Here is a 15,428-nt window from a genome sequence, read left to right on the forward strand (position 1 = left end):
CCTCCTCAGAGCGCTTCGCCGATCCCCTTGACCACGTAGTGCTGCGCCACGCCGATGTGATAGTCGATCGCCTCGCGGCACTGATCGGGATCGCCGCTTGCCAGGGCATCGAGCAGCGGCCAGTGGGAGGTGGATATGGAGTCGGGGTCGGCGTGGGTCTTGCCGATAAGGGCAATGCACAGCCTCAGCTCGTGGGTAATGTCGTCATAGGCCTTGAGCAGGCGCTGGTTGCCAGAGAAGGAGATGACCATGCGATGGAAGACCAGGTCTTCCTCGATCTTGCGGCTGTCGTTGTCGTGGAGAGCGACTTCGCACATCAGTTCGACCTGGCTCCGCAGCGCCGCTTCCTTCTCTGCATCGTAGGTCTCGACCAGCCGCGCCAGGGCATGGCGCTCGAGACACAGGCGCAAGTCGAAGATGTCGTTGAGCTCGGCCGCGTCCAGGGCCCTGACAAAGAACCCCCGCCGCGGCTGTGACACCAGCAGACCGCGACTTTCGAGCAGGCGTGCCGCCTCACGGACCGGCGCTCGACTCACCCCCAGATCCCGGGCCAGTTGCACTTCAGACAGTCGCTCGCCGGGCGTGTAGTACTGGCTGATGATTGCCTGAGTCAGGTAGTCGGCAACCTGATCCACCAGGTTTCGCTGCTGGATGATGCCGCCCTTGTCGAACGCATTGGAAGCTGTCATGCACCGAGGCCTAGATTAGATTTGTTCTCACTACAGTATGACGTAAAGCCGAGGGATGTCGACCGTCGATTGGCGACTGTCGACAGTTTTCCGAAGCGCTGCTATGGTCAATAAGGCTATAGCGGCATTTATCCTGCAAACACATAACAATCGCAGAGACAACAAGAAGGAATCCGAGAATGAGAATGACGCCCTTGGCCGCGGCGGTCGCTGCTCTGGCCTTCACCTCCACCTTTGCCCTTGCCGACGAACCCAGGCATGGCGGCACCATCAACACCATCATCCAGCCCGAGCCACCCGGCCTCGTGCTCGGCATGATCCAGAACGACCCCACCCGCAAGGTCGCCGGCAACATCTACGAGGGGTTGCTGCGCTATACCACCGACCTGGAACCACAGCCGCAGCTGGCGGAGTCCTGGGAAGTGAGCGACGATGGCCTGGTCTACACCTTCCGTCTGCGCGAAGGCGTGCTGTGGCATGATGGCGAACCGTTCACCGCTGCCGACGTGGTCTTCTCGGCCGATGAGTTCCATCGCGAACTCAACCCCAGCGCGCGTGCGGTACTGCAACACGTGGAGAGCATCGAGGCCGAAGACGACTACACCGTGGTCTTCACCCTTTCCGAACCGTTCGGCCCCTTCATGCTCTCCTTCGAGGCCGGCACCTTCACCATGGTGCCCAAGCACCTCTATGAAGGCACCGACTTCCGCGACAACGAGCACAACAGTCACCCCATCGGCACCGGGCCGTTCAAGTTCAAGAACTGGGACCGTGGCACCGTCATCGAGCTGGTTCGCTTCGACGACTACTACGAGGAAGACCTGCCCTACCTCGACGGCATCAACTGGCACATCATCCCCGATGGTGCCTCCCGCGCGGTGGCTTATGAAAACGGCACCGTCGACGTGCTGCCCAACGGCACCGTGGAGAACTTCGATATCCCGCGCCTGACCGAGATGGACAACACCTGCGTCACGGAAGAGGGTCATGAATACTTCAGTCCCTTCGCCATGCTGTGGATGAACAATCGCGAAGGGCCTACCGCCGACAAGCGCTTCCGCCAGGCGGTGATGTACGCCATGGACCGCGAGTTCGCCCGCGACGTGCTGTGGAACGAGCTGGGTGAAGTGCCGCTCTCCTCCTTCGGCTCCAACGCGCGTTTCCGTCACGATGGCCTCGATCCCTACGACCACGACCCGGATCGCGCCCGCGAGCTGCTCGAGGAGATGGGCTACGACGACGAGGAGGTGCGCCTGCTGCCGCTGCCCTACGGCGAGACCTGGACCCGCTGGGCCGAAGCGGTACAGCAGAACCTGCGTGAAGTGGGCATCAACGTGCGTACCCAGTCCACCGATGTGGGCGGCTGGAACCAGCGCCTCTCGGAGTGGGACTACGACCTCGCCTTCACCTTCCTCTTCCAGTACGGCGATCCGGCCCTGGGCATCACTCGCTCCTACCTGTCGGACAACATCGAGCGTGGCTCACCGTGGAACAACGTCGGCGGCTACGAGAACGAGCGGGTCGATGAGCTGTTCAACGAGGCTGCCACGGCCTTCCCGGAAGAAGAGCGTGAAGCCCTATACCGTGAAGCCCAGGAGATCATCCACGAGGACGTGCCGGTAGGCTGGCTGCTGGAGCTCGGCTTCCCGACCATCTATCGCTGCGACGTCAAGGACCTGGTCACGTCCGGCGTGGGGGTCAATGACGGCTTCAGGGACGCCTGGCTCGACCGCTGAGCTCGCGTCAGCCCTGACGGGGGGCGGCGCCAGCCGCCGCCCCGTTTAAAGAGGAGCAAATTGCCGAGCGAGATGAAGCGCAAGGCGCACGGAGCGCAGGAACCGGAGCATATGGGGTATATGTGAGGATTCCGAGCACCGCGCAACGCAGCGATTCGCTCGCACAGGCATTTGCATACCTTCAAGCACCCAGAGGCTTGTTGCATGCTCTACGCCCGATTGATCGTGATGCGGCTGCTCAAGGCCGTCGTCGTGCTGTTTCTGATCGTCATCTTCAACTTCTTCCTGATCCAGATGGCGCCGGGCGACCCCGCCGCCATCCTTGCCGGTGAAGCCGGCGCCACCGACGAAGAGTTCCTGCGCCAGCTGCGCGAGCGCTTCGGTCTCGACCAGCCGATGTACGTGCAACTGTGGCGCTATGTCTCCGGCATTGCCATGCTCGACTTCGGCTGGTCCTATCGCCAGGGCATGCCGGTACTCGACCTGATCCTGGCACGACTGCCAGCCACCCTGCTGCTGACCGGCACCGCCTTCGTGCTGTCGCTGGCGCTGGGCATCCTGGCCGGCTCCATGGCTGCAGCTCGGGTCAAGAAGCCCTCCGGCTCCATCATCATGGCGCTGGCCCTGCTGTTCTACGCCACCCCGCTGTTCTGGGTAGCGCTGATGGCCGTGGTGCTGTTCTCGGTCTTCCTCGGCTGGCTGCCCGCCTACGGCATGTACACGGTGGGGGCCGGTCACACCGGTTTCGCCCTGGTGCTCGACGTGGGCAAGCACCTGATCCTGCCCGCCACCACCCTGGCGCTGTTCTTCATGGCGATCTACACCCGCATGACCCGCGCCTCGATGCTCGAAGCGAGCCAGCAGGACTACGTCAAGACCGCCCGCGCCAAGGGCCTCAGCCCGCGGGTGATCCAGCGCCGGCATATCCTGCGTAACGCCCTGCTTCCGATCATCACCCTGGCCGGCCTGCAGGCGGGCCAGATGGTGGGCGGTGCGATTCTCACCGAGACGGTGTTCGCCTGGCCCGGGATCGGGCGACTGATGTTCGAGGCGCTGCAGCAACGCGACTACAACCTGCTGCTGGGCATCTTCTTCTTTTCTGCCGCCCTGGTCATCGTCTTCAACATCATCACGGACCTCGTCTACCGCCTGGCAGACCCGCGTATCAAGGAGGGGTCATGAGCTTCTTTGCCCGTTTCGCCCAGAACCGGGGCGCCCTGGTCGGCCTGGTGATCCTGTTCGCGATTATCCTGATGGCCATCCTGGCGCCCTTCCTCTATCCCGATTCGCCCTGGCGCATGGTGCAGCGTCCCTTCCTCTCCCCCATGGAGGTGGACGGCTTCTGGCTGGGTACCGATACCATGGGCCGCGACGTGGCCGCGGGGCTGATGCACGGGGCCTGGGTCTCGCTGCTGATCGGCCTGGTATCGACCATGGTGGCCTTGCTCATCGGCGTGCCGCTGGGCGCCATCGCCGGCTACTATGGCGGGCTGATCGACGATGCGCTGATGCGCTTCACCGAGTTCTTTCAGACCATCCCCAACTTCGCCCTGGCCATCGTGCTGGTGGCGATCATGCAGCCCAGCGTGGTCTCCATCGTGTTGGCGATCGCCATCGTCAGCTGGCCGCCGGTGGCACGCCTGGTACGCGCGGAGTTCATGTCATTGCGCCATCGCGAGTACGTCGAGGCAGCACGCCTGGTCGGGCAGACCAACCGCACCATCATCCTGCGCCAGATCCTGCCCAATACCCTCTCGCCGATCATCGTGCTGGCCTCGCTGATGGTAGCCACGGCAATCCTGCTGGAGTCGGCGCTGTCGTTCCTGGGCCTCGGCGATCCCAACGTGATGTCCTGGGGTTACATGATCGGTGCTGCCCGCACGGTGATCCGTCAGGCCTGGTGGTTGAGCTTCTTCCCCGGCCTCGCCATCCTGCTCACGGTACTGGCCCTCAACCTGGTCGGCGAGGGTCTCGACGACGCCCTCAACCCCAAGCTTGCCCGCGAACGCTCCTAGGAGAGGGACCATGAACGATAATACTCCAGTACTGAGCATCCGCGGCCTGACCCTGGCCCTTCCCAAGGGGGCCGATCGCGAATTCGCCGTCGAGGACGTCAGCTACGACGTGGCAGCCGGTGAGATCATGTGCGTGGTGGGCGAGTCCGGCTCGGGCAAGTCGATGGCAGCCAATGCGGTGATGGGTCTGCTGCCCAAGGGCGTGCGACCCACCGCCGGCGAAGTGATTTTCGACGGTCAGGACCTGCTCAGCCTGAGTGAGAAGCAGCACCGCAAGCTGCGCGGCCTGCGCATCGGCATGATCTTCCAGGAGCCGATGACTGCACTGAACCCGCTGATGCGGGTGGGAGCCCAGATCGCCGAGGTCTTCGAGGCCCATGGCAAATTCAATGGTCGTGAACGCCAGGAGAAGGCGCTGGCGCTGCTGGAGGAGGTCGGCATCCCCGAGCCCGACAAGGCGATCCGTGCCTACCCCTTCCAGCTCTCCGGCGGCCAACGCCAGCGGGTGATGATTGCCATGGCACTGGCGCTGGAGCCGGAGCTGCTGATCGCCGACGAACCCACCACCGCACTCGACGTCACCACCCAGGCGCAGATCCTCGAACTGATCCGCGACCTGCAGAAGCGCCGCGGCATGGCGGTGATGTTCATCACCCACGACTTCGGCGTGGTGGCCGAAGTCGCAACCCGGGTCTGCGTGATGCGTTACGGCCAGGTGGTCGAACTGGGCAGTGCGGACGAGGTGTTGCATGACCCGCAGCATGAGTACACTCGCGCCCTGCTGGAGGCCATCCCGAGCAATGTCATTCCCGAATCCCGAGGCGCAGAGCGACCTGCCCCACTGCTGGAGGTGCGCAACCTGCACAAGGTATTTCGCTCCCGCGGCGGCTTGTTCAAGCCCGCCCGGGAGGTGCGCGCCCTGGACGACGTCTCCTTCACCCTGGCCCCTGGCGAGACAGTAGGCATCGTCGGCGAGTCAGGCTCGGGCAAGTCGACCCTGGGACGCTGTGTGGTTCGCCTGGAGCGGCCGGACAGCGGCACCCTGACCCTGGCCGGGACTGATTTTTCAGAGCTCAAGGGTGATGCCCTGCGTCGCGAGCGTCACCGGGTGCAGATGATCTTCCAGGACCCCTACGCCTCGCTCAATCCGCGTCACCGGGTCGGCTACGCCATAGCCCAGGGTCCCATGGCCAACGGCGTGCCGCGCAAGAAGGCAATGCAGCAGGCCGAGGAGCTGCTTGAAATGGTCGGCCTCGGCGCCGTGGCGGTGGACCGCTACCCGCACGAATTCTCCGGCGGCCAGCGTCAGCGTATCGGTATCGCCCGCGCGTTGGCGCTGAACCCAGAGCTGATCGTCGCCGACGAAGCGGTCTCGGCGCTCGACGTATCGATCCAGGCCCAGGTGCTGGAACTGCTGGAAGAACTCAAGCAGAAGCTGTCGCTGTCGCTGCTGTTCATCACCCATGACCTGCGGGTGGCCGCCCAGATCAGCGACTCGATCATCGTCATGCAGAACGGCCGCATCGTCGAGCAGGGCACCGCGCAGGAGGTGTTCCTCAAACCCAGGGAGGCCTATACCCGGCAGCTGCTGGATGCCATTCCCGGCCGTGAGCACGAAGCTGCTATGGCGTAAGACAAGGACCAAGAATGCACGCACTTCTCGAGCAGATTGCCAACATCGTCGGCGGCGGCAACGTGCTGACGGGCGACGACGTCGCCCAGCGCCGGGTCGACTGGATGACCAGCGCCAGCTGCCGTGCCGCCGCCATCGTCCGGCCGGCCACCACCGACGAACTGGCCCGGGTCATGCGCCTGTGCCATGCCGCCCGCCAGCCAGTGGTGACCCACGGCGGTCTGACCGGACTGGTGCACGGCGGCGAGGCCAGCCCGGAGGAGCTGGTCATTTCGCTGGAGCGCATGAACGTCATCGAAGCGGTCGACCCGGTGAGTGGCACCATGACCGTGCAGGCCGGTGCCCCGCTGCAGACGGTGCAGGAGGCCGCCGAAGCCCATGATCTGACCTTTCCGCTCGACCTCGGCGCGCGGGGCTCCTGCACCATCGGCGGCAACATCGCCACCAACGCCGGCGGCGTACGGGTGATCCGCTACGGCATGATGCGCCAGCAGGTGCTGGGGCTGGAAGCCGTCCTGGCCGACGGCACCGTGGTCAGCTCGATGAGCCGCATGCTCAAGAACAATGCCGGCTACGACCTCAAGCAGCTGTTCATCGGCAGCGAAGGAACGCTGGGTATCGTCACCCGAGCCGTGCTGCGGCTGCAGCCGCGAATGGCCAGCGAGCACACTGCCCTGGTGGCGTGCCCCGATTTCGCGGGTGTCACCGGCCTGCTAGCCCACATGGGACGCTCTCTGGGCGGCAGCCTCGCCACCTTCGAGGTGATGTGGCGCAACCACTATGCGCTGCTCACCGAGGAGAGCGGTCGCAATACGCCACCCCTGCCGGCACGCTGGCCCTTCTACGCCATCATCGAGTCGCTGGGTAACGACGATGCGCTGAACGCCACCCAGTTCAGTGCCGCCCTGGAGTCGGCCTTCGAGGCTGGGCTGATCGAAGATGCCGTACTGGCCCAGTCGGATACCCAGCGCCAGGGTATCTGGGCCATCCGCGAGGACATCGAGGGCCTGATCGACACGCTGGCGCCCCTGTTCACCTTCGACGTCAGCCTGCCGATTCCCGACATGCCCGGCTACGCCGACGAGCTGGAGCGGTCGATACGCCAGCGGTGGCCGGAAGGACGCCTGGTGGTCTTCGGCCACCTGGGGGACGGCAACCTGCATGTCTCGGTCAGCGTCGGCAGCACCGACCCCGAGACTCGAGCTGCCGTGGAGCAGCTGGTCTATGCCCCGCTGGCCGAACTGGGCGGCTCGGTATCCGCCGAACACGGTATTGGCCTGGAGAAGCGCGCCTACCTGCCGCTCTCCCGCACGCCGGAAGAGATCAGCCTGATGCGAACCCTCAAGCAGGCGCTCGATCCGCAGGGGCTGCTCAACCGGCACAAGATCCTGGCGCCCGAAGAGTGAACGCAGCATGCCCGAACTGGCCACCTCCCGCCCGGCGATGCTGACCCGCAGCGGCATCACGACACTGCTGCTGATACTCGCCATCGGCCTGTTCTGGGGCGGCAACTGGCCGGCGGTTCGCTTCAGCCTGATGCAGATACCGCCATTCAGCCTGCGCGCCATCGGCTTCACCGTCGGTGCCGTGGTGCTGCTGGGCTGGGCCTGGCTCAAGGGCTGGCCGCTGCGCATCGCTCCCGGTGAGCGCCTGTGGCTGAGCGTGACGGGCCTGTTCACCATTCTCGGCTTCAACCTGGGCACCGCCTTCGGCCAGCTGCACATGCCGACGTCCCAGGCGGCCATTGTAGCCTTCACCATGCCCTGCTGGGCGCTGCTGCTGGCCGTCGGCGTGCTGGGCGAGAGGGTCGCTGCACGCCAGTGGCTTGGCCTGGCACTGGGCCAGGGCGGGCTGCTGGTGCTGCTTGGCCCGGCCGCCTGGCAGGGCGGCTTCGAGGGGCTGACCGGCCCCTTGTTCGTCCTGGCAGCGGCGCTCTCCTGGGCGCTGGGCACCGTGCTGATCAAGCGCCGTGGCGGCTGGCAGGGGCACCCAGTGGTCATCACCGGCTGGCAATTTGCCTTGAGTGCCGTGCCCATGGTGGTGTTGGCCCTGTCCTTCGAGTCGACGCCATCCCCGGGGGCGTGGCAGGCCGCCACCTGGCTGGGCCTGGGCTATCACCTGATATTTGCCATCTGCCTGGCGCAGATGCTCTGGTTTCGCAACGTCAACCGCCTGTCCATCGGCCAGTCCACCATCAGCACGCTGCTGATACCGGTGGTCGGGGTTGCCAGTGCCTTGATCCTGCTGGGCGAACCGCTCACCGCGAACCTGCTGCTGGCCCTGGCCCTTATTCTTGCCTCCGTGGCCATCGTCCTGACTCGGCGCGAGCCGGCGTCCGCGGCATGATCCGCCACGCCAGACATTTAACCAGTGAATGGAGCTTCCCATGACGCGCTTCCCCGACCACCTGACCGGCTCCGGCCCCAGCAACCCGTTCCCCGGCATCAAGGTACTGGAGCGACGCATCGGCCGCGAGATTCCCCACCGCCTGGGTTCCAACGAGGGGCTCGACATGCCCCATCGTGCGCTGCGCCAGCGCTTCGGCGACGCCATGGTCGAGCATGTCTACTGCTACGGCGACTCGGAGGCGCTGGGGATACGCCAGCGGCTGGCCTCGCTATATGGCCTGCCGCTGGAAACCACCCTGGTGGATGCCGGCGCCGACAGCCTCATTGCCCTGGCGCTGCGCACGGTGGCGCCCTACGGTTCCACGGTGGTCAGCGCCAGCGGCACCTACCCCACCTTCGGCTATTTTGCCCAAGGTCAGGGTTGCCGCCTGGTCGAGCGCCCCTATCGCGAGGCGCCCGGCGTGCTGGCACCGGACCTCGAGGCCCTGCTGGCCAGTGCTCACGAGCACCGCGCCCGCCTGGTCTACGTGGCCAACCCGGACAACCCCAGCGGTCACCTTCACGCTGACGAGGAGATCCGCCAGCTGCGTGCCAGGCTGCCCGAGGATTGCTGGCTGCTACTCGACGAGGCCTACCACGACTTCCGCGACGACGCCGACTCGTCGTTCAGCCGCGAAGCGCTGCCCGGCGTGATTCGCCTGCGCACCCTGTCCAAGGCTCATGGCCTCGCCGGGCTGCGCGTCGGCTACGCCATCGCCGAGCCCGAGACGCTGGCCATGATGATGAAGGTGCGCATCCATTATGCAGTCTCCACGCTGACCCAGGCGGCGGCGGAGACGGTGCTCGATCATCATGAAGAGGTGGAAGCACACATCGCTGCGGTGAAACTCCGCCGTCAGCGCCTGGCCTCGCATTTTCACGAACTCGGCGCCGAGGTGCTGCCCAGCGCCACCAACTTCATCGCCCTGCGTCTGGCGAGCGCCGAGCTGGCGGGGCGATTGAACCAGGAACTGCTCGAGGCCGGACGCCTGATCGCCCGCCCGGCCCATCCGGACCTGGGCCACGTGCTGCGCATCACCGCGGTGGAGGACGCACTGGTGCCGGGTCGCTTCGACATTCTAGAGCGGGCGCTGGCGTCGGGTGCATGACGCAGGCCCGTTCAGCGACGCTCAGAAACCCAACCATGGCGCCGGCCAGCGCAGCTGCAGCACCTTTCCCAGGCCCCACAGCAGGATGACGATACCGGCGGCAAGCCCCAGGCTCGGCAGCCAGGGGCTGCGAAACTGAAGCTTGAGAAAGGCCAGCACGAACAGCCCGGCTGCCGGCAAAGCGCCGATGCCAAGAAACAGCGCCACGAAGCCGAGCATCCAGGTGAAGAACAGCAGCCCCTTGGCGAAAAACAGCGGGCTGTCGTCCTCGTCACCCAGGTCGGTGTAATCGCTGGCCTCCCGCGCCCCCCGCCGCAGCCACTGCCGCCCCAGCTCCAGCAGAGCCAGCAGGATGCCCAGCAAGGCCACCACGGTGGGAAACAGCCTCGCCCCCAACGAGAACGACTGACTGATCGTCAGCACGGCCACCAGCCCCGCCAGCACGAGAAGCGCGAATGGCGTCTGCATATGGCGGGTGAAGATGCCGATCAAGCGTGCTCTCATGGGCGGCTCTCCTTGTCGGTCTCGGGCGTCTCGGCCGCTTGTATCGCTTCGGCCCGCTGGCTGGTGTTGCGCTTGAGCCTGACGCTGGCCACTATCAGCGCCACCGCCAGCGCGCCGATCGTCAGCACGCCGGGACGCGTCAGCCATTCCCAGTCGTAGAGGTTGTAGGACATCCAAAGATAGCGCTCGGCCAGGCCGCTGAGAATGAAGCCGATCAGCAGCGGCGGACGCGGCATGCCGCTACGCTTCATCAACCAGCCCAGCAGCCCGAAGCCGAGCAGGAAAGCCAGATCGGCCCAGTGCCGGGTCTCCTGCCAGGCGCCGACGATCACGATGACGATGATGACCGGGGCGATGTAATGGAACGGCACGAAGGTCAGCCGTGCGATGGGCCGTGACAGCAACAGGCAGATGAAGGTACCGAAGACGTTGGCCAGCGCCAGCGACCAGATAATCACAAATACCAGGTCGAGATCGCGAGTCAGCATCTGCGGGCCGGGCTGAACGCCGAAGATCATCAGCGCCCCCAGCAGCATCGCCATGGCCGAGGAGCCCGGTACGCCGAACAGCAGGGTCGGCATCAGCACGCCGCCCTCCTTGGCGTTGTTGGCGCTCTCGGGGGCGATCACGCCCCGGACGTCGCCCTTGCCGAAACGACTGCGATCCTTGCTGGTCTGGGCCACGATACCGTAGTTGACCCAGTCGATGATCGATGAGCCCATGCCGGGAATGGCGCCGATCACCACGCCAATCACGCTGTGGCGAATCACCAGCCACTTGTGCCTGAGCGTATCGCGCACCCCGTGTATCCAGCCGTGGCCGAGGCCGCGAGCCCGCTCGGCGATGGCACCGCCACGCGCCAGCAGGTCGACGATCTCAGGCAGCGCAAAGAGCCCCAGCGCCACGATGACCAGCGACAGCCCGTCGTAGAGGTAGAGAAAGTCCCCCGCGAAGCGATATTCCGCCGCCACCGGTGCGCCGCCGATGGTGCCGATGGCCAGGCCCGCGACTGCCGCCAGCATGCCCTTGAGCGGGCGATTACCCGACAGTACCCCGATGATGGACAGCCCCAGCAGGGTCAGCATGAACAGCTCGGGAGAACCGAAGGCGAGAATCAGCGGGCGCGCGAAGGGCACCACGGCGGAAAGCGCCAGTGCTCCGATCAGGCCACCGATCAGCGACGCCGTGAAGGCCGCTCCCAGCGCCCTGGCGGCCTCGCCTCGGCGGGCCATCGGATAGCCATCCATGATGGTGGCCTGAGAGCCGGAAGAGCCGGGAATGCCCATCAGTACCGAGGGAAAGGTGTCGGCGCTGGGCACCGCTGCCGCAATACCGATCAGCAGGGCCACCCCGGCGTAGGCATCCATGCCGAACAGGAACGGCAGTACCAGCGCCATTCCCATCAGCCCACCCAACCCCGGCAGAATTCCCACCGCAATACCGATCGCCACCCCGGAAAAGAGCATCAACAGACGAAAGGGGTCTAGCAGTATCCAGAACGCATCGACGAACGCATCCAGCATGAGCACCTCATGTCAAAGCCCGTGCACGTGACGAGCCACCCGAAGCACCGGGGGCTCGTCACGTGTCGGCATCTCAGTCGAACTCGGTGCCGAAGCGCTCGTTCAGCATATCGCGCAGGTAGTCGAGAACCTCCGGTGAAGCAGCGTCCATCGAAGCCTTGATCTGTCCCAGGTCGTCACCCCACATGATCTCGTAGCCCTCGAGGATGTTGGCGCTGGCTTCCTGGAACTCCGGGTCGTTGATCATGGCCTCGACCCCCTCCTGCAGGGCCGCCATCGCCTCGTCGGGGATATCGCCATGCACCCAGACGGTACCGCGGGTGTTCTGAACCAGCGGCACGGTGACCTTGAAGGCCTCCCAGATGGTGCCGGAAGGCATCTCGCCGTGGATCTGCTCGTAGAGCTCTGGGGCGGTGATCATGTCCGGTACGGCAGGGTCGCGCTGCGGATTGCCCTCGCCATCGATGAAGCCGATGGCATAGAGCGGCATGGCCACCCCCTCGTCCACCAGCGGCTGTACACTGTTGAGATAAGCCGGCGTGCTCTGTGTGTTGATCATCAATTCGCCACGCTCGAAGGCGATACGCGTATCGCCGCGGCCGCTGTAGCCGGGTACCGCGCGGTAATTCAGCTCGAACATCTCCAGCGCCACCAGCGATTCGAGCAGGCCCACGGGATCGGTGATGCCCTTGGTCAACCGACCTTGCGCTTCGAGCAGGTCGGCGGGGTCGTCGATGCCCGCCTGGGTGGAGATGGCCGTCACGTGCCCCATGGGCGCAGCCACCACCGGCTCCAGCTCGTCGAGATCTAGCCTTAGTCCCTGCAGGCCGAGGAAGGCACGCAGGTTAAGGTGGCCCGAGGCGGTCATCAGCGTGAGGCCGTCATGGTCGACCCGCTCGGCGAATTCGTTGCTGCCCAACAGGCCGCCGGCACCGGTGACGTTCTCGGAAACGATGGTGGGGCTGCCAGGGATGTGGCGACCCAGATGCTGGCTGATCAGCCGGCCGAAGGTATCCGTCCCGCCACCCGGCGAGAAGGGGATGATCATGCGGATGGTTTGACCAGCGTAGTAGTCGTCGGCGTGGGCGGCAGGAAGCATGACGCTGGCGCCAAGGACCAGGCCAGTCGCGATGGCGGCAATCTTGTTATAAGTTGTGCGGGGCATGGGTAGCTCCAAGGTCGAAACGGAACGGAGGGTGTTGCTCACCCAAACCACTATAGTCAGTGTTCCTGCTGACGACCTCGTGACATCGGGCTCAATCGGCCCGGCGCTCGATCCTGAGCCCGTGCCGCTTGAGCTTGCGCACCACGCTGGGCTGGCTGATCCACAGCCGCTCGGCGATGGCGTAGGTACTTGGCAGCTCCTGGCACAGCGCCGCGAGCACCTCGCATTCGACCCGCGCCAGGTAGGCGGCCAACCCCTCCTCGGCGACCATGGATGGCGGAATGGCAGGCGTAACGGCGGACGTCATCGCCGGCGGCGCGCCATCCCCCCGAGTCGGTGACTGGATCAGCTCGTCCGGACTCGACAGCCAGGCGCGCTCCAGCCAGTTCTCCAGTTCGCGCACATTGCCCGGCCAGTCGCTCCCCATCAGCTCGGACCAAACGCTGCCGTGCAGCAGCTTGTGCTGCCCGTAGCGCTGATTGAGTCGCTCGAGACACGCCTCGGCCAGCGCAGGTATATCCTCGCGGCGCTCACGCAGCGGCGGGATGGTGGCCGGAATGACGTTGAGCCGATAGTAGAGGTCGAGGCGGAAGCCTCCGCTCTCCACGCGCCTTGCCAGGTCCTGGTTGGTCGCCACCACCAGGCGGAAGTCGACCCGCCGGGGGCGGGTATCGCCCAGGCGCAACACGCTGCCATCCTGGATCACCTTGAGCAGCTTGGTCTGCATCGGCAGCGGCAGCTCACCGATCTCGTCGAGGAACAGGGTGCCACCCTCGGCCTGCTCCAGCAGCCCTGCCTTGCCCTGACGTGCTGCGCCGCTGAAGGCACCCGGCTGATAGCCGAACATCTCCGACTCGAACAGGTTTTCGGGGATCGCCGCACAGTTGACCTCGATGAACGGCCCCTGCCGCCGCCGGCTCCAGCGATGCAGCTGTTTGGCGAAGGCGCTCTTGCCGACTCCCGATTCGCCGAGCAGCAGTACCGTGGCGTCGGAGGGCGCCACCCGCTTGAGCAGCAGGGCCAGCTCCCGCATCAGGTCGCTGCGGATTTCGAGGCTGCCCATCGCCTCGTCCAGTTGGCCATCCTCGTGGCCAGCTCCGGCCCCGCTGCGCTTGAGGTGTTCGCTGAAGCGCTTCTGCAGCAGCGCATACTCGTCCTGCAGCAGCTGCAGATCGGTCAGGTCCCGGGAGCGGCTGACGATGCGCTCGAGCCTGCCGTCGACATGCACCGGGTGCGCCTCGGCGATCACTCGCCGGCCGGTTCCCGTCACCTGCATCAGTTGCACCGGCCTGCCGGTGCGGATCACCTCCAGGCTGATGGAGGGCCTGAGCACGCCCTGCGCCTCCAGCTCCTGCACCGTGCTGCCGACCAGCTGCTCCCGCGGCAGGCCGTAGACCGCCGCCGCCCCCGGACTGACGTCGAGCACCCGGCCGTCACCGTCGACGATGAAGAAGTGGTCGCTGGCCGTCTCGACGATGGTGCTCACCACCGCGCGGTCGATGTCGCTCATCAGGTACCCAGCCGATGCATGAATGAATCAAGATGCATTATTGCATCACTGATGCCCCACTGACGATTCGAATTTGCATCACATGCCCTGACAAGCCCCGTGACGCCGCGGTCTTCGGCTGGCACGAAACCTGCTAGACCTGAGTACTGAGAGAACAACCCCTGCAGACCAGGAGCCCAGCATGGCCGACTTCAACCAGCCGCTAGGCGGCAACGAGATGCCCCGCTTCGGCGGCCCCGCCACCATGATGCGCCTGCCCACCCAGCCGACCGCCGCGGAGCTGGACGTGGCCTTCATCGGCGTACCGCTGGACATCGCCACGTCGAATCGCCCCGGTACACGCCTGGGGCCGCGCCAGATCCGCGACGAGTCGCGCATGCTGCGCCCCTACAACATGGCCACCCGTGCCGCGCCCTTCGACAGCCTGCAGGTGGCCGACATCGGCGACGTGCCGATCAACACCTTTCACCTGCCCAAGACCGTGGACATCATCAGCGCCTTCTATGACGAGGTGCTCTCACACGGCTGCATTCCGCTGACCCTGGGCGGAGATCATCTCATCACCCTGCCGATCCTGCGCACCATCGCCAAGAAGCACGGCCCGGTGGGGCTGATCCACATCGATGCCCATGCCGACGTCAACGAGCACATGTTCGGCGAGCCCATCGCTCACGGCACGCCGTTTCGTCGCGCCCAGGAAGAGGGCCTTCTGGCCCAGGGCAAGGTGGTCCAGATCGGTCTGCGCGGGACCGGCTACGCCGCCGAGGACTTCGACTGGTGTCGCCAGCAGGGCTTCCGCGTGGTCACCGCCGAGGAGTGCTGGTATCGCTCGCTGGCCCCGCTGATGGCCGAGGTACGCAGCCAGATGGGCGATACCCCCGTTTACATCAGCTTCGACATCGACGGCCTCGACCCCTCCGTCGCTCCCGGTACCGGCACCGTGGAGATGGGCGGCCTGACCTCGGCCCAGGGCCTCGAGATCGTGCGCGGTGCCGCCGGCCTCAATATCGTCGGTGGCGACCTGGTCGAGGTCTCGCCGCCCTACGACCCCAGCGGCAACACGGCGCTGATGGGTGCCACCCTGCTCTACGAAATGCTGTGCGCCCTGCCTGGCGTGATGCGCCGCGACTGACACGAACGCACTGCGACTGCAGACC

The 15,428-nt window shown here is 65.6% G+C and carries 13 protein-coding genes; 8 read left to right on the forward strand and 5 right to left on the reverse strand.

From position 1 onward, the window contains the following. Positions 1-5: 5 nt before the first annotated feature. Complete coding sequence (locus tag H1D44_RS01290) at positions 6-689, reverse strand: GntR family transcriptional regulator (RefSeq protein ID WP_181513033.1); 684 nt, start codon at positions 687-689, stop codon at positions 6-8. 179 nt (positions 690-868) lie between these two features. Between H1D44_RS01290 and H1D44_RS01295 the strand changes: the two genes are divergently transcribed. From H1D44_RS01295 to H1D44_RS01325, 7 genes are all read left to right on the forward strand, one after another. Beyond that, on the forward strand, positions 869-2,425 hold the full coding sequence (locus H1D44_RS01295) for an ABC transporter substrate-binding protein (protein ID WP_181513034.1): 1,557 nt from the start codon (positions 869-871) through the stop codon (positions 2,423-2,425). 204 nt (positions 2,426-2,629) lie between these two features. Beyond that, complete coding sequence (locus H1D44_RS01300; RefSeq protein ID WP_181513035.1) at positions 2,630-3,607, forward strand: ABC transporter permease; 978 nt, start codon at positions 2,630-2,632, stop codon at positions 3,605-3,607. Beyond that, positions 3,604-4,440, forward strand: a complete 837-nt coding sequence (locus H1D44_RS01305; RefSeq protein WP_181513036.1) for an ABC transporter permease — start codon at positions 3,604-3,606, stop codon at positions 4,438-4,440. Before H1D44_RS01300 ends, H1D44_RS01305 begins: the two co-directional genes overlap by 4 nt. Positions 4,441-4,450: 10 nt before the next feature. Continuing rightward, the gene (locus H1D44_RS01310; protein WP_181513037.1) at positions 4,451-6,073 is read left to right on the forward strand and encodes an ABC transporter ATP-binding protein; all 1,623 of its coding nucleotides are present in this window, start codon (positions 4,451-4,453) and stop codon (positions 6,071-6,073) included. 14 nt (positions 6,074-6,087) lie between these two features. Beyond that, a complete protein-coding gene (locus H1D44_RS01315; RefSeq protein ID WP_181513038.1) occupies positions 6,088-7,479 on the forward strand; it encodes an FAD-binding oxidoreductase in 1,392 nt (463 codons plus the stop codon). 7 nt (positions 7,480-7,486) lie between these two features. Next, entirely contained in the window at positions 7,487-8,419 is a 933-nt protein-coding gene (locus H1D44_RS01320) for a DMT family transporter (protein WP_181513039.1), read from the forward strand. Positions 8,420-8,459: 40 nt separating this feature from the next. Beyond that, entirely contained in the window at positions 8,460-9,569 is a 1,110-nt protein-coding gene (locus H1D44_RS01325) for a pyridoxal phosphate-dependent aminotransferase (protein WP_181513040.1), read from the forward strand. A 21-nt stretch (positions 9,570-9,590) separates the two neighbouring features. On the opposite strand, the gene H1D44_RS01330 is transcribed toward H1D44_RS01325, so the two are convergent. From H1D44_RS01330 to H1D44_RS01345, 4 genes are all read right to left on the reverse strand, one after another. Beyond that, positions 9,591-10,073 (reverse strand): tripartite tricarboxylate transporter TctB family protein, encoded by a 483-nt coding sequence (locus H1D44_RS01330; protein ID WP_181513041.1) that lies wholly within the window; start codon positions 10,071-10,073, stop codon positions 9,591-9,593. Then, positions 10,070-11,596, reverse strand: coding sequence for a tripartite tricarboxylate transporter permease (locus tag H1D44_RS01335; RefSeq protein WP_181513042.1), 1,527 nt, complete (start codon positions 11,594-11,596; stop codon positions 10,070-10,072). Before H1D44_RS01335 ends, H1D44_RS01330 begins: the two co-directional genes overlap by 4 nt. 73 nt (positions 11,597-11,669) lie before the next feature. Beyond that, positions 11,670-12,761 (reverse strand): Bug family tripartite tricarboxylate transporter substrate binding protein, encoded by a 1,092-nt coding sequence (locus H1D44_RS01340; protein ID WP_181513043.1) that lies wholly within the window; start codon positions 12,759-12,761, stop codon positions 11,670-11,672. A gap of 91 nt (positions 12,762-12,852) precedes the next feature. Continuing rightward, positions 12,853-14,271 carry a sigma-54 interaction domain-containing protein gene (locus H1D44_RS01345; protein ID WP_181513044.1) on the reverse strand — a complete coding sequence of 473 codons (1,419 nt, stop codon included), beginning with the start codon at positions 14,269-14,271 and terminating at the stop codon, positions 12,853-12,855. 181 nt (positions 14,272-14,452) lie between these two features. Between H1D44_RS01345 and speB the strand changes: the two genes are divergently transcribed. Beyond that, positions 14,453-15,403: an agmatinase gene (gene speB / locus H1D44_RS01350; protein ID WP_181513045.1), complete on the forward strand. Its 951-nt coding sequence runs from the start codon at positions 14,453-14,455 to the stop codon at positions 15,401-15,403. Positions 15,404-15,428 lie beyond the last annotated feature (25 nt).

The organism is Billgrantia kenyensis (genome assembly GCF_013697085.1).
Lineage (GTDB): Bacteria > Pseudomonadota > Gammaproteobacteria > Pseudomonadales > Halomonadaceae > Halomonas > Halomonas kenyensis.